This is a genomic window from Microbacterium martis (assembly GCF_047246685.1).
In the GTDB taxonomy this organism is placed as follows: Bacteria; Actinomycetota; Actinomycetes; order Actinomycetales; family Microbacteriaceae; genus Microbacterium.
In genome coordinates this window covers 84,273-103,126 of sequence record NZ_JBFOKT010000004.1, presented here as the reverse complement: position 1 = coordinate 103,126, position 18,854 = coordinate 84,273, and the positions used below count along the sequence as shown (strand labels likewise).

Here is an 18,854-nt window from a genome sequence, read left to right as displayed (position 1 = left end):
CCGCCCACCGATCGTATCGGTGGGCGGGGGCGGCGACGGAGCGGCGCGGGTTCAGTCGGCCTGCAGATCGCGCTGCCGTGCCGCGACGGCATCCTGCACGGCCGAGAAGAGCGGATGCTCGGGATCGAGTCCGGTGACCACCTCGGTGAATGCCCGTGCGCCCTCTGTGCGGAGCAGGCGCTGCAGCTCCACCGACTGCTCGTCGTCGGAGTCGTCGAACTCGAGCGCGGCGGCCACGGCGGCGATGAGCGCCTCTGCCGGCAGACCGCGCTCGGCGGCCATCGCGGCCGGACCGATGAACCGCTCGTTGCGCGAGATCTTGCGCAGCGGCTGGCGTCCGACGCGCTGTACGGTGTCGACGAGAGCCGGATTGCGGAACCTGTCGAGGATCGTGGCCCGGTAGTCCGCCAGCTCGGCCGGGTCGAGCCCGTGCGCGGCGACGAGCACCGCAGACGTCTCTTCGAGCGCGGCCGACACCCGCGCGGCGATGTCGTCATCGGCCAGCGCGTCGGAGATGCGCTCCACTCCGGCGCGCGCCCCGAAATAGGCGGTCGCCGCGTGGCCCGTGTTGACCGTGAAGAGCTTCCGCTCGATGAACGGGGCGAGGTCGTCGACGAAGTGCGCACCGGGGATGCGGGGCGGGGCGTCGCCGAATGGCCGCGCTTCGATCGCCCACTCGAAGTACGGCTCGACGGTGACGTCGACGCCGGCGCCTTCGGGCTGAGCCGGCACGATGCGATCGACGGCCGTGTTCGCGAACACCGCCCGCGGCAGCAGCTCGGCGGCATCCGTCCCCGCGGCCTGGGTGATCTCGCTGCGCAGCAGGTCTGTCGCTCCGATCGCGTTCTCGCAGGCCATCACCTGCAGCGGCGCGGCATCGGGCGACCGCTCGGCGAGGCCGGCGACGATCGCCGGTGCCACGAAGCGCAGCACCGTCGGCCCCACAGCGGTCGTGACGACGTCGGCCGTGGCGATCTCCCGGGTCAGCGCCTCCGGGTCGGTGCGGCTGTTGACGGCGCGGAAGCGGGTGACCGTGCGGTCGACGCCGCCCGGGCCGGCCTCATGCACGGTGTACTCGTCGACCGCGTTGATCGCGTCGACGAGGGCATCCGCGACGTCGGAGAAGACGACCTCGTAGCCGCCCTCGTGCAGCAGCAGGCCGACGAAGCCGCGGCCGATGTTGCCGGCTCCGAAGTGGACGGCCTTCATGCTTCGTCCGCCGCTCATCCGTCGTTCACCGACGAGAGCAGGGCGAACAGCTCGTCGGGCGTCTGCGCGGCGTTGAGCCGGGCGACGTCGTCCTCGTCGGAGAACAGGATCGCGATCTGGGAGAGGATCTCGAGGTGCTCGTCGCCGCGCCCCGCGATGCCGATCACGAAGGTCGCCTGCTCGCCCGCCCAGTCGACGCCGCCGTCGTAGCGGACCACGGAGAGCGCGGATCCGAGGATCGCGTCCTTCGTCTCGTTGGTGCCGTGGGGGATGGCGAGGCCGTTGCCCATGAAGGTCGAGACCGTCTCCTCCCGCTGGCGCATCGCGTCGACGTACGCGGGCGTGACGGCGCCCGCCGAGACCAGGATGTCGGTGGCCTCCTGCAGCGCGGCCTCCTGACTCGTGCTCCCGGAATGGATGCGGACCTGGCCGAGGGTCAGAACGCTCATGGTGTTTCCTCTCTGAGTGGTGAGGCGGGGCGGATGCCGCAGCATCCGCCCCGCCTGGTCGGTCACGCGCCGGCGTCGCGCTGCTCGCGCACCATCTCCACGACCTCTTCGTACTTCGGAGAGTTCATGAAGTTGTCGACGGACACGTGGATGGAGTTCGGCGACTGGGCCTTCGCGCGATCGGTCAGCTGCTGCTGCGTGATCACGAGGTCGGCCGTGCCGTCGAGGTTCGCGATGGCCTGGTTGACGACCGTGACGTCTTCGACGCCCGCCTTCTTGAACTTGTTGCGCAGCACGCTCGCGCCCATCGCCGAGGAACCCATGCCGGCGTCGCAGGCGAACACGATGTTCGAGATGCGGCGATCGGTGGCGACGGCGGTTCCTGCGCCGGCGGCGCCGGCTGCCGCGGTGCCCGACGACGCGCGCAGCGCGTCCATGGCAGCGGACGACTTGCCCTTGTTCGCCTCGGTCTGAGCGATCGCGGCGGCGAGCGGGTCGCCGTTCGCCGCCTCGGCCTCGATGTCGCGGCGGCGCGAGGCGAGCAGGATGGGCGAGCACACCGCGAACGTCACCGCGGCGGAGAACACGACCGACAGGATGACTCCGATGTGGCTGCCCGGTGCCGTCTGGATGAGCACCGCGAAGATCGACCCGGGCGCCGCCGGCGCCACGAGCCCCGACTGGAAGATCATGTTGGTCAGCACGCCCGTCGCGCCACCGGCGATGAGGCCGAGGATCAGGAGCGGCTTGGCGAGGACGTACGGGAAGTACACCTCGTGGATGCCGCCGAGGAACTGGATGATGAAGGCGCCGGGGGCGGTAGCGCGGGCGACTCCGACACCGAACAGGGAGATCGCCAGGAGCAGGCCGGCGCCAGGACCGGGGTTCGCCTCGACGAGGAACAGCAGGCTGCGCCCGGTCTCCTGCACCTGCTCGGTGCCGAGCGGAGTGAACACGCCGTGGTTGATCGCGTTGTTCAGGAACAGCACCTTCGCCGGCTCGACGATGATGCTCGCGAGGGGCAGCAGGCCGGTCTCGACCAGCCAGCCGACCGCGCCGCCGAGGATGTCGGTGATCCAGCGCATCACGGGTGCGAGCCAGAAGAACGAGGCGAGCGCCATGAAGAAGGCCACGAAGCCGGCGGAGAAGTTGTCGACGAGCATCTCGAAGCCGGGCTTGATCTTGCCCTGCCACGGCTTCTCCACCCACTTCAGGACCAGGGCGGTGAGCGGACCGACGATCATCGCGCCCAAGAACATGACCGTTCCGTTGGCGCCGCTGATCACGCCCATCGCGGCGACCGCACCCACGACGCCGCCGCGGTGACCGTGCACCATGCGGCCACCCGTGAAGGCGATGAGGAGGGGCAGCAGATAGGTGATGATCGGCCCGACGAGGCCCGGGTAGGCCACGCCGTCGATCTCACCGCCGCCGAGGATCGCCGAATCGGCCCAGCGCCACGCGGCGACCGGACTGTTGCTGCCCAGCCAGCCATCGGGGATGAACAGGGCGGTGATGAATCCCCACGCGATGAACGCGGCGATGTTCGGCATGACCATGCCGGAGAGGAACGTGCCGAACTTCTGCACGCCCACGCGGGCGCCGCCCTTCTTCGTGGCGGCTGGTGACGTCGTCGTCATGATGTCGTCTCTTTCTTCTGTGGGGGGAGCGCCGCGGCGGCTTCGGCCACGGCATCGCGGGCACCGGCGGCGTCATCGGCCGCCAGCGCGATCTCGGCCAGGCTGCGGGCCTGCTCGAGGGTGTATCGGGAGATGGTCTGCCGCACGTCGGACAGGGCAGAGGGCGCCATCGACAGGCTCGTCGCGCCGAGCCCGACGAGGACGACGGCGAGCAGAGGGTCGGCGGCCGCTTCGCCGCAGATGCCGACCGGCTTGCCGAGGCTGGCGCCCGCGGATCCGACCTCGCGCACGAGACGGAGCACGGCCGGATGCCACGGGTTCTGGAACCCGGCCACCGATCCCAGCATGCGATCGGCGGCCATGGTGTACTGCGTGAGGTCGTTGGTGCCGATGGACGCGAAGTCGGCGTGCGCCAGCACTCGGTCGGCGAGGAGGGCGCTCGCCGGCACCTCGACCATGACCCCCGCGGTCTTCAGGCCGTACTCGCGCGCGAGAGCCGTGAAGTAGACGGTCTCCTCGACGGTGGCGACCATGGGCGCCATGACCCAGAGATCGGCCGCTGTCGCGGCATCCGCCTCGGCGAGCGCGGTGAGCTGCTCGCGCAGGATGTCTTCGCTGGCGCGCAGCGCGCGGAGCCCGCGCAGTCCGAGCGCCGGATTCTCCTCGTGCGCGTCGTTGAGGAAGGCGAGCGGCTTGTCGGCTCCGGCGTCCAGTACCCGGACGACGACCTTCTTGCCGGGGAACGCCTCCAGGAGCTCGCGGTACGCCTCGCGCTGCTGCGCGACGGTCGGTGCCTGCGACGAGGAGAGGAACAGGAACTCGGTGCGGAAGAGCCCGACACCCTCTGCTCCCCGCTCGACGGCGTCGGGCGCATCGGACGGCTTGCCCAGATTGGCCAGCAGGGCGATCGGGGTGCCGTCGGCCAGGACGCCGGGGCTCTTCGGCGCGGTGTCCGCCGACCGGCGGGCCGCCGCCCGCTCGGCGGCGCGCTGCGTGTCATCGTCGGTCGGGTCGGTCGTCACGACCCCTGCGGACGCGTCGACGATCACCGTCTCGCCGTTCGTCAGCGTGAAGCCGTCGGCCACACCGACCACGGCGACGATGCCCTTCTCGCGCGCGAGGATCGCGGTGTGCGAGGTCGGCCCGCCGTCGACCGTGATCAGCGCGAGCACCTGGTCGAGGTTGAGCAGGGCGGTGTCGGCCGGCGCGAGGTCGCGCGCGACGAGCACGAACGGGTGGCCGGGATCGGGCACGCCCGGAGCGTCGACCCCGCGCAGGCGCGCGAGCACGCGCTGGGCGATGTCGTCGAGGTCGGCGGCGCGCTCGCCGAGGTACCCGCCGACGGCCTCGAGCGTCGCCCGGAAACCGGCGAAGGCATCGTGCACCGCCCACTCCGCGGTCGAGCCGGCGTCGATGCGCGCGTCGACCTCGTCTTGCAGGGTCGGGTCCTCGGCGATCATCGCCTGCGCCTCGAGCACCTCCTGCGCCGATCCGCCGGCGGCCTCCCCGCGCTCGGTCAGTTCGCGGGCCACGACGGAGACGGCCTCGCGGACGCGCTCCCGCTCGGCATCCGCCCCCAGCGTGCTCGGGGTGCTCTCCGGTGCCGGCAGCGCCTCGGTCATGCGGACGACGGGGCCGTGGGCGACGCCCAGCCCGATGCCCACTCCGCGCAGCTCGCTCATCCGGCGGCATCCTGATCGTGATCGGTCGTGAGCAGCTCGGTGAGGGTGTCGAGCACGCCTTCCGCGCCGTCGCCCTCGGCCGTGAGGGTCACGTAGTCTCCGTGCTCGACGGCGAGTGCGATGACGCCCAGGATGCTGGCGGCGTTGACCGGCTTGCCCGAGTCCTTCGCGATCGTGACGGCGACGCCGGACTCCTTGGCCGCCTGCGCGAAGAGCTTCGCCGGGCGGGCGTGGAGCCCATGGGAGGAGCCGATCCGAACGGTGCGTGTGACGGTCATGGTGTTCCTTTCGGGGTGTTCCGGAGATCGGCGAGGAAGGCGCGGGCGAACGCGAGGGTGAGCGAACCGTCGCGATCGGCGAAAATGTCGTCGGGCAGCACGGCCACCGGGGAGTGGGCGCGTCCGCGGATGACGTCGAGTCGATCCGCGAGATGCGGGCCGACGAGGATGAGATCGTGGTCGCTCGCGGCCACCGAGTGCTCCATGCCCGCGGCGGCCTGCCAGTCGAGGCCGGCATCGCAGGCCGCGCGACGGAGTCGCTGTGCGACGAACGTGCTCGACGCGCCGGCGCCGCACACCACGAGGATCCTCATCGATTCCACCTTCCTGAGAACAGTCTGTGAACCGCGGCCGCGGGGTGCCAACACATTCCTTTCCGCCCCCGCGGAACGAGCGCTTCCGCGCGTCGGCCCGTGCTTGCTGACATCATGGAGATCACGCCAGGACAGCGCCGTCAGCACGCGGGAGTCGGAGGGATCATGTCGCGTCAGCGTCAGGACCGGCTCCTCGCGACCCTTCTCCGCCAGGAGGGCTGGGCCACCGCGGGGAACCTCGCCGATCTGCTCGGGGTGACGCCGCGCAGCATCCGCTCCTATGTCGCCGCGCTCAACGCGCGCACGCCCGGCGCCGGCGTGATCGAGTCGGGCCCGGCCGGGTACCGCGCGGGTCCCGGAGCCCGTGGAGCCGTCCGGATGCGGCAGACCGGCGATTCGGCGCCGCGCGACCGGCTGCACGCCCTGGTGCGCATGCTCCTCGACGCGCCGGGCGGCGTCGACGTGTTCGACACGGCGGCCGAGCTGCACGTGAGCGAGGCCACTCTGGAGGCGGACCTCGTGCGCGTGCGCGCTCTGCTCGACGGCACCGATCTCGAGCTCGAGCGCGATCGTGAGCTCGTGCGTCTGCGGGGCAACGAGGCGGCCCAGCGCCGTCTGCTCAGCCGGCTGGCGCACGACGAGATGGACGACGCGTCGTTCCATCCCGAGACCTTCCGCCGGGCGCTGTCGGGCAGCGCGGTCGCAGCGCACGCGGTCGGGCCCTTCAAGTCGTCGCTGGTGCGGGAGCTGGGCGAGCTCGGCTACTACGTCAACGAGCTCGCGATCGCCGACGTTCTGCTGCACATCGCCATCGCGGCGGAGCGGGTCGCGGCCGGGCACGCCCTCGACGCCGCACCCCCCGCCGCTCGGGAGGAGCTGCCGCGCGTCGGCGCGGTCATCGCCCGACTCGCGGAGGAGCACTTCGGGGTGGTGCTGGGAGAGGGCGACAGCGGACACCTCGCGTCGCTCGTGCTGACGCGCATCGTGGCCCCGGGAGGAGAGGCGACGCGCGAGGTCGCGCGCAGCGGCGTGGACCGTGATGTCGAAGACGCCGTGCGTGCGGAGATCACCCGGGCCGCCGACGACTACCAGGTCGATCTGGTCGATGAGACCTTCGTGCTGCGCCTGGCTCTGCACGTGCAGAACCTGCTGCGCCGCGCCGAAGAGAGCGCCCTGACCCGCAACCCGCTCACGCGCTCGCTCAAGTCCTCGTACCCGATGATCTTCGAGGTGGCCGTGTCGATCGCCAGCGGTCTGCACGATCGGCTCGGCACACCGATCCACGACGACGAGATCGCCTACATCGCCATGCACGTCGGCGGGCGCCTCGAACGGAGCAGGAAGGCCGAATCGATCCTGACGGCGACGATCGTCTGCCCCGGCTACTACGAGCTCCACGAGCTGCTGCGCTCCAGCGTCGACCGCTCTCTGGGATCGGCGATCGAGGTCACCCGGGTGGTCACCAACGTCGACCCGGAGTGGTCGTCGTTCGACACCGACCTCGTGCTGAGCACCATCGAACCGGGCTCGGCGGGCGACCGCTTCGTGCGCATCCAGCCGTTCCTCACCGACGCCGACGTCGACCGCATCCAGCAGGCCGCCGCCCGGCTCCGGCGAGGTCGCCGGCTCACCCGGCTTCGCGGCGAGCTCGCGCGGTACTTCGACGCCGACGCCTACGTGCACCCCCTCCCCGACGAGGGGGAGGAGGCGATCATCCGTCGCCTCGGCGGTCTCCTCGTCGACGCCGGACTGATCGGCGAGGACTACGTCGACAACACGATCGCGCGCGAGCGCATGTCGTCGACGGCCTTCACCGACGCCCTGGCGGTGCCGCACGCGCTGCAGATGACGGCGACCCGCACCGCCATCGCCATCGGCGTCGCGGACGGGTCGGCGGCCTGGGGCGGCAGCCGGGTGCAGGTCGTCGCCCTCGCCGCCTTCAGCGAGAGCGACCGTGCCGCGTTCCAGACGGTGTTCGAGCAGCTCGTCGAGGTGTTCAGCGAACGCGAGAGCGTGCAGCGCATCGTGCGCCGGGGCGCCACGTTCGAGGCCTTCCTCGACGAGCTGGTCGCCGTCATCGACGGCTGACGCGACGGCTCAGCCGCGCGGATCGAGCACGGCGGCCAGCTGGTCGAGCACGGCGTCCGACGTGTCGGACGGCCGCGTCTCGAGCACCACCAGGTCGCCCGGGCCGATCGCGAGGTCCATCACCGCCAGAACGCTGCTGAGGTCGACGGTGGAGCCGTCGGCGGTGCGGAGCGTGATCGGTGCCCGGTGCGACTGCGCGAGTCGCACGAGCTCGGCCACGGGGCGCGCGTGCACGCCGTTGTGCGCGCTGACCACGACACGTCGGGTGGGCATGATCAGGAGCGCTCGTCGAGGAGTGAGCGGACGGCCGCCTCGAGTTCTGCCACGGCCGCCACGGCGCCTTCGGCCGAGTCGGCGCGGGCATCGATGTAGACCTTGAGCTTGGGCTCGGTGCCGCTCGGCCGCACGATCACCCGCGAGCCGTCGCTCAGGCGGTACCGCAGCACGTCGCCGGAGGGCTGCCCGGGCCCGGCCTGCAGCAGGTCTTCGGCCGACGCGATGGACCTGTCGCCGAGGTGGGTCGGCGGGAGGGTGCGGAGCGCGAGCATCACATCGGCGATGAGCGAGACGTCCTCCACGCGCACCGACACCTGCCCGCTGGCGAAATGACCGTAGGTGTCGCCGAGTTCGCGGATGAGGTCGGCGATCCCGGCGTCGCGGCCGCGGGCCTCGGCGGCGAGGCCGAGGATCGCGACGGCGGCGGAGATGCCGTCCTTGTCGCGGACCGTCTCGGGGTTGACGAGGTATCCCAGCGCCTCCTCGAAGCCGAACACGATGCCGGGGGCGCGGGAGATCCACTTGAACCCGGTCAGCGTCTCGTGGAAGTCGAGCCCGTGGTGCGCGGCGACCGCACCGAGTCCGGGGGAGGAGACCAGGGAGCACGCCAGCGATGCCCCCGCGACGCCGGCCGCGGCCCGGGCCGCTCGCGCACCGAGCAGGAGCCCGATCTCGTTGCCGGTCAGACGGCGCCAGCCGCCCGCGGCCTCGTCGTCGGGGATGGCGACGGCGAGCCGGTCGGCGTCGGGGTCGTTGGCCAGGATGAAGTCGGCCTTCGCCCGTCGCGCGGCGGCGAACGACAGGTCCATCGCGCCGGGCTCCTCGGGATTCGGGAACGACACGGTCCGGAAGGTCGCGTCAGGTGTCAGCTGCTCGTCGACGACCGTGGGCTGCGGGTACCCGGCGGCCTTCAGGATGCGCGAGAGCGTCTCCCAGCCGACCCCGTGCATGGCCGTGTACACCCAGCGCAGCCCCTCGGCGCCCTCCGGTGCGGGGGCGACGGCGGCGGTCGCCGCGATGTAGGCCTCGACGACCTCCTCCCCGGCGGTCTCGTACGCCGTGGAGCGTGGAAGTGCCGAGACGTCGCCGGCATCCGCGATCCGCTGGATGTGCCCGGCGATCTCGGCGTCGGACGGAGCGACGATCTGCGACCCCTGATCCGCGCCTCCGAGATAGACCTTGTATCCGTTGTCGTCGGGCGGGTTGTGGCTGGCGGTCACCATGACGCCGGCATCCGCGCCGAGATGGCGCACCGCGAAGGCGAGTACGGGCGTCGGGAGGAGGCGGGGCAGGAGCACCGCGCGCAGCCCCGCACCGGCGAACAGCTCCGCCGAGTCGGTGGCGAAGACCCTCGAGTTGCGGCGACCGTCGTACCCGATCACCACTGTGGGCGTGCCGCCGTGCGCCTTCTCGCGGAGGTAGGCCGCGAATCCCGCGGCCGCCTGCGCGACGAGCACCCGGTTCATCCTGTTGCTTCCGGCGCCCAGCGCGCCGCGCAGACCGGCGGTGCCGAAGGCGAGTCGCGTGCGGAACCGGTCGTCGAGGTCGGCGAGGGCGGCGGCGTCACCACCGGCCGCTCGCGTGATCAGGCCGGCGAGCTCGTCGCGGGTCTGGTGGTCGGGATCCTGTCGCAGCCAGGCGCGGGCCTGGGCGAGCCTGTCGTCGCTCACAGGGCCTCCACCACCCTCGCCAGGAGTGCCGAGATGACGGGCTCCGCCTCGCGCCCCGCCTCGATGACCTCCTCGTGGCTGAGCGGGGTCTGCTGGATGCCGGCGGCGAGGTTCGTGATGAGCGAGAAGCCGAGGATCTCCATACCGGCTTCCCGCGCGGCGATGGCCTCGAGCGCGGTCGACATGCCCACGATGTGGCCGCCGAGGTGCTTGGCCATCTGGACCTCGGCCGGGGTCTCGTAGTGCGGGCCGCGGAACTGGGTGTACACGCCCTCGTCGATGCTCGGGTCGATCGACCGTGCGAGGTCGCGAAGGCGCCGCGAATACAGGTCGGTGAGGTCGATGAACGTCGCGCCCTCGAGAGGGGAGTCGGCCGTGAGGTTGATGTGGTCGCTGATGAGCACGGGCTGACCCGGCTTCCAGGTCTCGCGGATGCCGCCGGCGCCGTTGGTCAGCACCATGATCCCGGCTCCCGTGGCGGCGGCGGTCCGGACGCTGTGGACGACACGGCGCACCCCGTGGTTCTCGTAGTAGTGCGTGCGCGCACCGATCACCAGCACGTTCTTCCCGCCGGGGGTGCGGATGCTGCGCAGGGTGCCCACGTGCCCCTCGAGGGCCGGCTTCGAGAACCCGGTGACCTCGGTGGCGGGGACGGTGGCGACGGTCTCGCCGATGAGGTCGGCGGCCTTGCCCCATCCGCTGCCGAGGGTCAGGGCGATGTCGTGCTTCTCGACTCCGGTCAGCCGGGCGATGTCGGCCGCGGCCTGCGCGGCGACCTCGAACGGGTTCGCGGTCGGGTCGTCGAGAGGGTTGCTGTGCGTGTGGGGCATGGATCCACTCTAGGAAGGTGCGGGTCCCCGTGCCAGGATTGCGGAAGAATGGGTTGCATGACTTCCACCCCCTTCGAGCGCACTCAGCGCGTCGCCGTCCTCGGCGGCGGACCCGGCGGATACGAGGCGGCCCTGGCGGCCGCCCAGCTCGGTGCCGAGGTGACGCTGATCGAGCGCGTGGGCGTCGGCGGCGCCGCCGTGCTCACCGACGTCGTGCCGTCGAAGAGCCTGATCGCGACCGCCGACGCGGCCGTCGCGATCTCGGAGGCGAGCGACCTCGGCGTGAACTTCTACGCCACGGGCGAGCACGGCAAGCCCCTCAAGCCCGAGATCGCGATCAACCTCGCCGCGGTGAACAAGCGGCTCGTCGCCCTCGCCGGCCAGCAGTCGGAGGACATGCGCACCACGCTGCTCGAGGCGGGGGTGCGGATGCTGTCCGGCCACGGCCGGCTCGAGGGGCCCAACGCCATCGTGGTCTCCACGGGTCACGGCGGCACCGACTTCGACCGCGTCGAGGCCGACACGATCGTCGTGGCCGTCGGCGCCTCGCCCCGCGAGCTCGACTCGGCCAAGCCCGACGGCAAGCGCATCCTGACCTGGACCCAGCTGTACGACATGAAGGTGCTCCCCGAGCACCTCATCGTGGTCGGGTCGGGGGTGACCGGCGCGGAGTTCGCCTCGGCCTACATGAACCTCGGCGCGAAGGTGACGCTGGTCTCGAGCCGCGACCAGGTGCTCCCCGGTGAGGACAAGGATGCGGCGCACGTGCTCGAGAAGGTGTTCAAGCGCGGCGGGATGCAGGTGCTGTCCAAGTCGCGCGCCGAGCGGGTCGAGGCGACCGCCGACGGCGTCGTCGTGACGCTGTCGGATGGACGGACGGTCGAGGGCAGCCACTGCCTGATGGCGGTCGGGTCGATCCCCAACACCGCCGGCATCGGGCTGGAGGAGGCCGGCATCGAGCTGAACGAATCGGGGCACGTGCGGGTCAACAAGGTCGCGCGCACCTCGGTGCCCAACGTCTACGCCGTCGGCGACTGCACGAACTTCTTCCCCCTGGCATCCGTCGCGTCGATGCAGGGCCGCACCGCGGTCTTCCACGCGCTCGGCGACATCGTCATCCCGCTCGAGCTGATCAAGATCACCTCGAACATCTTCACCGCTCCCGAGATCGCGACCGTCGGCTACTCCGAGAAGGACGTGGAGGACGGAATCGCCGACGGGCTCGTCTACAAGCTGCCGCTCGCCGCGAATCCCCGCGCCAAGATGATGGGCATCAAGGACGGCTTCGTGAAGATCATCGCCCGCAAGGGGTCGGGCACCGTGATCGGCGGCGTGATCGTCGCTCCGAAGGCCTCGGAGCTCATCTACCCGATCGCCGTCGCCGTCGAGCGACGACTCACGGTCGATCAGGTCTCGCGCGTGTTCGCCGCGTACCCGTCGCTGTCGAGCAGCATCACCGACGCCAGCCGCGCGATGCACCTCGGCTACATCAGCTGATGGCCCTTCGACAGGCTCAGGGACCCCACTGCCTGGGTCGCTGAGCCTGTCGAAGCGTCGCTGCGTGGGTCGCTGAGCCTGTCGAAGCGTCGCTGCTTTGGGTCGCTGAGCCTGTCGAAGCGTCGCGTCAGCTGATGGTGAGCAGCTGGTGGCCGGCCGACACGGTCGTCCCGGCATCGGCGTTGATGTTGCCGACGACGCCGTCCTTGTGCGCCTGCAGCGGCTGCTCCATCTTCATGGCCTCGAGCACGACGACGAGGTCGCCCTTGACGACCTGCTGACCGTCTTCGACCGCGACCTTGACGACGGTCGCCTGCATGGGCGACTTCACGGCGTCGCCCGAGGCTCCGGCGTTGGCCGTGGTGGCATGACTGCGGCGCGACGGCGGCACCACGGCCGGACGCCCCGCGGTGCCGGCGGCGACGGCCACGCGGTCGGGCAGGCTGACCTCGAGTCGCTTGCCTCCGACCTCGACGACGACCGTGTGACGCGAGGCGCTCGCCTCGGGCGACTCCAGCTCGCCGTCCCATGCCGGGATGTCGTTCACGAACTCGGTCTCGATCCATCGCGTGAAGATGCCGAACTCCCCGCCCTCGGCCGTGAACGCGGGGTCGCGCACGACCTTGCGGTGGAACGGCAGGACCGTGGGGAGCCCGGCGACCTCGAACTCGTCGAGCGCGCGGCGTGAGCGCTCGAGGGCTTCGGCGCGGTCCTTGCCGGTGACGATGATCTTCGCCAGCAGCGAGTCGAAGGCGCCCGAGACCGCGTCTCCGGCCGTGACGCCGGAGTCGAGACGGATGCCGGGCCCGCCGAACGTCTTGAACACGTGGACGGGGCCGGGCTGGGGCAGGAAGCCGCGTCCCGGGTCCTCGCCGTTGATGCGGAACTCGATCGAGTGCCCCTGCGGGGCCGGGTCGTCGTAGTCGATGGTCCCGCCCGCGGCGATGCGGAACTGTTCGCGCACCAGGTCGATGCCCGTGACCTCCTCGGACACCGGGTGCTCGACCTGCAGGCGGGTGTTCACCTCGAGGAACGAGACCGTCCCGTCGGCCCCGATGAGGAACTCGCAGGTCCCCGCGCCGACGTAGCCGACTTCCTTGAGGATGGCCTTCGACGCGGCGTAGAGCTGGGCGTTCTGCTCCTCGGTGAGGAACGGAGCCGGCGCCTCTTCGACGAGCTTCTGGTGGCGGCGCTGCAGCGAGCAGTCGCGGGTCGAGATCACGACGACGGTGCCCGCGGCATCCGCCAGGCACTGGGTCTCGACGTGACGGGGTTTGTCGAGGTACTTCTCGACGAAGCACTCGCCGCGACCGAACGCGGCGACGGCCTCGCGGGTGGCCGACTCGAACAGCTCGGCGACCTCGTCGAGCTCGCGGGCGACCTTGAGCCCGCGACCGCCTCCGCCGTAAGCGGCCTTGATGGCGATCGGCAGACCGAACTCCTGCGCGAAGGCGACGACCTCGTCGGCACCAGACACGGGACCGGGGGTGCCGGGCGCCAGCGGCGCGCCGACCTTCTCGGCGACGTGCCGCGCGGTGACCTTGTCGCCGAGCGCCTCGATGGCCTCGGGGGAGGGGCCGATCCAGATCATCCCCGCGTCGATGACGGCGCGCGCGAACTCGGCGTTCTCGGCGAGGAACCCGTAGCCGGGGTGGACGGCGTCGGCGCCGGCGCGGCGGGCGACCGACAGGATCTTCTCGATCTGCAGGTAGGTCTCGGCGCTGGTCGCGCCGCCGAGCGCATAGGCCTCGTCGGCGAGCCGGGCGTGCAGGGCATCACGGTCCTGGTCGGCGTAGACGGCGACCGAGGCGATCCCGGAGTCACGGGCGGCGCGGATGATGCGGACGGCGATCTCGCCGCGGTTGGCGATGAGCACCTTGGCGATAGCAGGCATGGTTGCCAGCCTAGCGAGAAGGCCCGCGATCGCTTTGACGACTCCCCACAAGAAAGCGGGGGAAACGTCGCGTGGAGTCTACGACCACAGATCCGTCCAGCGGACGCCGACCTGGCCCGCCAGGCGGCGCACCGTCGACAGCGACATGCCGACCACCGTGGAGGGATCGCCGTCCACCCGGGTGATGAAGGCGCCGCCGAGGCTGTCGACCGTGAAGGCCCCGGCCACGAGCAGCGGCTCGCCGGAGGCGACGTACGCGGCGAGCTCGTCGTCGTCGATGTCGTCGGCGAAGGTGACCGACGCCTCGGCGACCGCGGTCGCCTCCACCGGGTCGACACCGGGGGAGACCCGGAACACCGAGTGGCCGGAATGCAGGATGCCGGTGGCGCCGCGCATCTCCTGCCATCGCCGCGTCGCCTCCTCCGCGGTGTACGGCTTGCCGTAGACGCGACCGTCGAGCTCGAACATCGAGTCGCCGCCGATGACGAGGCCGTCGAATGAACCCTGCGTCGCGAGACGATGCGCGACGTCGGCCGCCTTGGCGCGGGCGAGCAGCAGGACGAGCTCGGCCGGGGGCAGGGCGGCTCCGCGCGCGGCGGCCGCCGCGGCGCCCACCGCGTCTTCATCGACCTCGGGCGCGAGCGTGAGGGGCTCGATCCCCGCCTGGCGCAGCAGCATCAGGCGGGCGGGAGACGTGGAGGCCAGGCAGACGCGCATGTCCACCACCGTATCCTCGAAGGATGACCTCCCCCGCAGCCGACGTGCTCGAGCTCGACATCACCGGCATCGCGCACGGGGGCACGTTCATCGCGCGGCACGAGGGCCGCGTGGTGTTCGTGTCGGATGCGGTGCCCGGCGAACGCGTGCGCGCCCGCCTGACAGACCCTTCGACGGGCGCGGGGTCTCAGAGCGCCCCCGCAACCGCCGACACGCGCAGCTTCTGGCGAGCGGAGACGGTGGAGGTGCTCGACGCCTCGCCCCACCGGCGCCCGCACATCTGGCCGGAGGCCGACCTCGCGCGCGACCCGCACGATCGCCCGGGCGGCGCCGACCTGGGCCACATCGCCCTCGCGCATCAGCGGGAGCTGAAGCGGCAGGTGCTGACCGAGGCGCTGGACCGCTTCGCCGGTCCCGGGCTGGAGGCCCCGCAGATCGAGGCGGTGGAGTCGGGTGACGGCACGGGCTGGCGCACCCGCGTCACGCTCCACGTCGACGACGACGGCCGCGTCGGTCCGTACGCCGCGCGGAGCCACCGCGTGATCCCCGTGACCTCTCATCCGCTGGCGCGTCCCGCCATCGCTCGGGCGGCGCTCGAGCTGCGCGGGGGCGCACCGGGACGAATCGACCTCGTCGAGCCGGGGGACGGGGAGGTGCGGATGATCCGCCACGACGACGGTGCGCGCCCCGCGCGGCGCGGCGGCCGCCGCGCCGAACCGGACGTCGTCGAGGAGCGGGTGGGCGATCGGCGCTTCCGCGTGGACGTCGGCGGTTTCTGGCAGGTGCATCCGCGCGCGGCATCCGTTCTCGACGCGGCCGTGTACGGCCTGCTCGACGGTCACGTCGAACCCGATGCGACGCATTACGACCTCTACGGCGGGGTGGGGCTGTTCTCGGCGACGCTCGCCGACCTGGGTGCCACCGACATCGTCACCGTGGAGTCGAGCAGGCGCGCCACGCGGCACGCGCAGGAGAACCTCGCACCCCTCGACGTCACCGCCGTCACGGCGCGCGTCGACCGCTTCCTGCAGGGGACGGCCGGTCGCGGCGCGACGGGCGCCGTCGTCCTCGATCCGCCGCGAGCGGGCGCCGGGCGATCGGTGGTCGAGGCCGTCGACGCGCTCGCCCCCGCGGCGGTCGCGTACGTCGCCTGCGACCCGGTCGCCCTCGCGCGCGACCTGGGAACGTTCCGGGCGCTGGGGTGGAAGGTGCCGACGCTGCGCGGGTTCGACCTCTTCCCGCATTCGCACCACTTCGAGGTCGTCGCGCTCCTCACCCGCTGACCCCGTGCGAGCGCCGACCGGCCACTCACTAGGCTGGGCGGATGAGCACGGTCGCACTCATCGACGATCACGAATCGGTCCGCCTCGGTCTGGAGGCGGCGTGCGCGCGCGACGGGCAGAGCGTCGTGTTCTCGGGGAGCACGGTCTCGTCGTACCTCGAGTGGCGCGGAGCGTCGGGGCAGGCACCGGCCGACGTCGTCGTGCTCGACCTCACGCTCGGCGACGGGACGACCGTGACCGAGAACGTCCGGTCGCTCGTGGGCGACGGTGCGAGCGTCGTCATCCACAGCGTCGCCGATCGGCCGGCGGCCGTGCGAGAGGCCCTCCTGGCCGGGGCTGCCGGCGTCGTCAGCAAGTCCTCGGCGCTCGACGACGTGCTCGACGCCATCCGCACCGTCGCAGACGGCGAGGCCCTCAACAACGTCGAGTGGGCCAGCGCCGTCGAAGGCGACCGGGCCTTCGCCGACGCGCAGCTCTCCGTGCGCGAGCGCGAAGTGCTCCGCCTCTACGCCACGGGACTGCCGCTGAAGGCCGTCGCCGAGCGACTCGGCGTCGCCTACTCCACCGCGAAGGAGAACATCACGCGCATCCGCGTGAAGTACGTCGAGGTGGGGCGTCCCGCACCGACCAAGGTCGACCTGCTGCGCCGGGCGATGGAGGACGGCATCGTGGCCGCCGACGGGGCCTCGAGTGCCCGCTGAGCCGCTCAGCATCCGCGATGCGTGGAGCAAGATCCCCTCGCCCGGCGCCGCCGAGACGGAGTTCGAGCGCTTCACGGGGACGCGCATGGAGCGCATCCTGTCGATCGTCGTGGCGATCGGCTCGGCCGCGCTCGGCGCGCAGGCACTGATCGCGGCTCTCGGCTCGACGAGCGTGCGCGACGTACCGCACGTCATCGTGCTCGTGGTCGTCTTCGTGCCCCTCGCCGTCATGCTCGTCGCCTGCGTGACCGGCCGGGCGGTGCGGGCGACGTCGGGCGCCTTCGCCGTCGCGTACGTGCTGGCGCTCGCCGCGTGGCCGACCATCGTGGATCCGTCCGACTCGGCGGGGGCGCAGCCGTGGATCTTCTTCCTGGTGAACGTCGGCGTCGTCGCCGCGATGCTGGCGTTCCCGATCCGCGTCCAGTTCGCATGGGCGATCGGGGTTCCGATCGTCTACGGCTACGTGCGCCTGGTGCAGGGCGAGTTCTCGCGCGACTTCTGGGTGACGACCGCCTTCGACGTCTCGTTCACGCTCATCCTCGGCATGATCATGATCTCGCTGGGGTGGATGTTCCGGTCGGTCGCCGCCGGTGTCGACGAGGCTCGTGGGCAGGCCGTCGCGTCGTACGCCTCGGCTGCGGCCGTCGCCGCGGCCGAGGAGGAGCGCGTCGCGATGTCGGCACTGATGCACGACAGCGTGCTCGCCGCCCTGATCGCCGGGGAGCGGGCCGAGGGCGAGCGCTCGCGTGAACTCGCCGTGGCGATGGCGCGGGAAGCGCTGACCCGTCTCGCCAACACCGAGGGGGCCGTCGCCCAGGAGGGCAGCGACGAGCCGGTGGGAACCGCGCAGATCGTGATCGAGCTGCGGCGGTCGCTGTCGGAGCTGGGAGCCGACGCCGTGGTCGAGGAGCGCGGCGGTCTCGGACTGATCCCGGGCAGAGCAGCGCGAGCGCTGGTGCTGGCGGCGCGTCAGGCGATCGGCAACGCCGTCGCGCACGCCAACGGGCGCGGCCTGCACATCGTCGCGCAGGGGCACGGCGACGAGGGGATCCGCGTCACGATCTCCGACACCGGGCCCGGATTCGACCTCGACGACATCGGGGCCGATCGCCTCGGCATCCGTGCATCGATCTTCGCCCGCATGGCGGGTGTCGCCGGAACGGCGGTCATCGACTCCGGTGAGCAGGGAACGACCGTCACCCTCGGCTGGGAGCGGTCGTGAACCGCACGGTCCGCAGCGTCGCCACCTCTCTCGCCGTCGGCTTCGCGATGTACTTCGTGGCGCGGTCCGTGTGGTGGATCGAGCAGCCGGTGGCGCCTCTGCTCATGGTGCTCGCCATCGCCGCCTACCTGGCGGTGGTCAACCTCGCGATCCTCGGTGACCCGACGTCGGTGCGGATGCCGCAGTGGACGGCCGTCCTCGCCGTCGTCGCGAGCGCCCTGATCCCCGTCCTCGTCACGCTCTCGCTGCATTCCGCCGATCGCACGGAGCCCTTCGCCACCTGGTACATCGGTGGCGTGGGCCTCGTGGGCGTCGTCCTGGTCGTCCGACGACGACCGCTCGCGGGATGGATCACCCTGGGTGTGCTCATCGTGGCGTCGTCGGTCTCCCTCGGTCCGGCCGTCGCACTGAATCTCGGGCTCGTGGGATCGATCATGTGGGTGCTGATAGCGCAGCTGCTCGTGATGTTCTGGGGGCGGGCCGTGCGCGACACCGAGCGCCTCGCCGAGATCCAGCAGGCCGTCTCGGCGTGGCACGCGACGCAGCTGGTGCGACAGCGGGAGCGGCGGCTGCGGACCCAGTTCGCCCTGGCGGTGGCCGGACCGGTGCTGAGCCGCGTGGTCGCCGCGCGAGGAGCGCTGGACGAGCGCGAGCGCCTGGAGGCGCGGCTCGCCGAAGGACGCTTGCGCGACGAGCTCCGGGGCGCGGACCTGCTCAACGATGCGGTGCGGGATGCGATCGAAGCAGCACGCCGCCGCGGGGTGGTCGTGACGGTCTTCGACGAGGGCGGGCTCGACGGCGTCGGCGAGGATCGCCGCATCGAGATCCGCGACGAGCTCGCCGCCACGGTCGCCGATGCCGAAGCGGGGCGGCTCATCATCCGCTCGGCGCGCGATCCGCGCATCGCTGTGACGGTCGTCGGCCGCGCGGGCACGCGCTCGTCGGGCGATGACGACTCCGTCGACCTCTGGCACGAGATACCGCGCGAAGCCGGGCCGATGTGAGAAGAGTGGGCGAGGGGTGGCGGCCGAGCCGCCCACCCCTCGCCACGCGGAACGGTTACCCGAAAACCGTCCGCCGGTGGCTGATCAGCGTCTGTCTACC

17 protein-coding genes are annotated in these 18,854 nt (G+C 71.6%); 6 read left to right on the top strand and 11 right to left on the bottom strand.

The genetic code is table 11. The features are described 5' to 3' along the window. Nucleotides 1-51: 51 nt before the first annotated feature. The 6 genes from AB3M90_RS15455 to AB3M90_RS15430 all read right to left on the bottom strand — a co-directional run bounded on the left by AB3M90_RS15455 (nt 52) and on the right by AB3M90_RS15430 (nt 5,572). The gene (locus AB3M90_RS15455) at nt 52-1,209 is read right to left on the bottom strand and encodes a mannitol-1-phosphate 5-dehydrogenase (RefSeq protein WP_412953887.1); all 1,158 of its coding nucleotides are present in this window, start codon (nt 1,207-1,209) and stop codon (nt 52-54) included. A 14-nt stretch (nt 1,210-1,223) separates the two neighbouring features. Then, entirely contained in the window at nt 1,224-1,658 is a 435-nt protein-coding gene (locus tag AB3M90_RS15450) for a PTS mannitol transporter subunit IIA (protein ID WP_412953611.1), read from the bottom strand. A gap of 62 nt (nt 1,659-1,720) precedes the next feature. Next, on the bottom strand, nt 1,721-3,298 hold the full coding sequence (locus AB3M90_RS15445; RefSeq protein WP_412953609.1) for a PTS mannitol transporter subunit IIBC: 1,578 nt from the start codon (nt 3,296-3,298) through the stop codon (nt 1,721-1,723). After that, complete coding sequence (gene ptsP / locus AB3M90_RS15440; protein WP_412953607.1) at nt 3,295-4,980, bottom strand: phosphoenolpyruvate--protein phosphotransferase; 1,686 nt, start codon at nt 4,978-4,980, stop codon at nt 3,295-3,297. The genes AB3M90_RS15445 and ptsP overlap by 4 nt, the downstream gene beginning before the upstream one ends. Next, nucleotides 4,977-5,258 (bottom strand): HPr family phosphocarrier protein, encoded by a 282-nt coding sequence (locus AB3M90_RS15435; RefSeq protein ID WP_412953604.1) that lies wholly within the window; start codon nt 5,256-5,258, stop codon nt 4,977-4,979. The genes ptsP and AB3M90_RS15435 overlap by 4 nt, the downstream gene beginning before the upstream one ends. Next, nucleotides 5,255-5,572, bottom strand: a complete 318-nt coding sequence (locus AB3M90_RS15430) for a PTS sugar transporter subunit IIB (protein WP_412953602.1) — start codon at nt 5,570-5,572, stop codon at nt 5,255-5,257. The genes AB3M90_RS15435 and AB3M90_RS15430 overlap by 4 nt, the downstream gene beginning before the upstream one ends. A gap of 165 nt (nt 5,573-5,737) precedes the next feature. Between AB3M90_RS15430 and AB3M90_RS15425 the strand changes: the two genes are divergently transcribed. Next, the gene (locus AB3M90_RS15425) at nt 5,738-7,660 is read left to right on the top strand and encodes a BglG family transcription antiterminator (protein WP_412953885.1); all 1,923 of its coding nucleotides are present in this window, start codon (nt 5,738-5,740) and stop codon (nt 7,658-7,660) included. 9 nt (nt 7,661-7,669) lie between these two features. Here AB3M90_RS15425 and AB3M90_RS15420 read toward each other — a convergent pair whose 3' ends face one another. Genes AB3M90_RS15420 through AB3M90_RS15410 form a run of 3 tightly spaced genes read right to left on the bottom strand, consistent with a single transcriptional unit; the run spans nt 7,670 to nt 10,436 of the window. Beyond that, nucleotides 7,670-7,933, bottom strand: coding sequence for an HPr family phosphocarrier protein (locus tag AB3M90_RS15420; protein WP_412953599.1), 264 nt, complete (start codon nt 7,931-7,933; stop codon nt 7,670-7,672). A 2-nt stretch (nt 7,934-7,935) separates the two neighbouring features. Next, on the bottom strand, nt 7,936-9,606 hold the full coding sequence (locus tag AB3M90_RS15415; RefSeq protein WP_412953596.1) for a phospho-sugar mutase: 1,671 nt from the start codon (nt 9,604-9,606) through the stop codon (nt 7,936-7,938). Next, nucleotides 9,603-10,436: a purine-nucleoside phosphorylase gene (locus AB3M90_RS15410; RefSeq protein ID WP_412953593.1), complete on the bottom strand. Its 834-nt coding sequence runs from the start codon at nt 10,434-10,436 to the stop codon at nt 9,603-9,605. Before AB3M90_RS15410 ends, AB3M90_RS15415 begins: the two co-directional genes overlap by 4 nt. A 48-nt stretch (nt 10,437-10,484) precedes the next feature. Between AB3M90_RS15410 and AB3M90_RS15405 the strand changes: the two genes are divergently transcribed. After that, on the top strand, nt 10,485-11,933 hold the full coding sequence (locus tag AB3M90_RS15405) for an NAD(P)H-quinone dehydrogenase (protein ID WP_412953590.1): 1,449 nt from the start codon (nt 10,485-10,487) through the stop codon (nt 11,931-11,933). A 127-nt stretch (nt 11,934-12,060) separates the two neighbouring features. Here the strand turns inward: AB3M90_RS15405 and AB3M90_RS15400 are convergent, their stop codons facing one another. Then, on the bottom strand, nt 12,061-13,827 hold the full coding sequence (locus AB3M90_RS15400; RefSeq protein WP_412953587.1) for an acetyl/propionyl/methylcrotonyl-CoA carboxylase subunit alpha: 1,767 nt from the start codon (nt 13,825-13,827) through the stop codon (nt 12,061-12,063). A 78-nt stretch (nt 13,828-13,905) separates the two neighbouring features. Next, nucleotides 13,906-14,544: a Maf family protein gene (locus AB3M90_RS15395; RefSeq protein WP_412953883.1), complete on the bottom strand. Its 639-nt coding sequence runs from the start codon at nt 14,542-14,544 to the stop codon at nt 13,906-13,908. A gap of 23 nt (nt 14,545-14,567) precedes the next feature. Here AB3M90_RS15395 and AB3M90_RS15390 point away from each other — a divergent pair, with 23 nt between their 5' ends. From AB3M90_RS15390 to AB3M90_RS15375, 4 genes are read left to right on the top strand one after another with little or no spacing between them, the layout of a single operon-like run. After that, nucleotides 14,568-15,827 carry a class I SAM-dependent RNA methyltransferase gene (locus AB3M90_RS15390; protein WP_412953584.1) on the top strand — a complete coding sequence of 420 codons (1,260 nt, stop codon included), beginning with the start codon at nt 14,568-14,570 and terminating at the stop codon, nt 15,825-15,827. 41 nt (nt 15,828-15,868) lie between these two features. Then, the gene (locus AB3M90_RS15385; RefSeq protein WP_412953583.1) at nt 15,869-16,528 is read left to right on the top strand and encodes a response regulator; all 660 of its coding nucleotides are present in this window, start codon (nt 15,869-15,871) and stop codon (nt 16,526-16,528) included. Then, a complete protein-coding gene (locus AB3M90_RS15380) occupies nt 16,518-17,750 on the top strand; it encodes a sensor histidine kinase (RefSeq protein WP_412953581.1) in 1,233 nt (410 codons plus the stop codon). The genes AB3M90_RS15385 and AB3M90_RS15380 overlap by 11 nt, the downstream gene beginning before the upstream one ends. Continuing rightward, nucleotides 17,747-18,754 carry a hypothetical protein gene (locus AB3M90_RS15375; RefSeq protein WP_412953578.1) on the top strand — a complete coding sequence of 336 codons (1,008 nt, stop codon included), beginning with the start codon at nt 17,747-17,749 and terminating at the stop codon, nt 18,752-18,754. Before AB3M90_RS15380 ends, AB3M90_RS15375 begins: the two co-directional genes overlap by 4 nt. Nucleotides 18,755-18,854 lie beyond the last annotated feature (100 nt).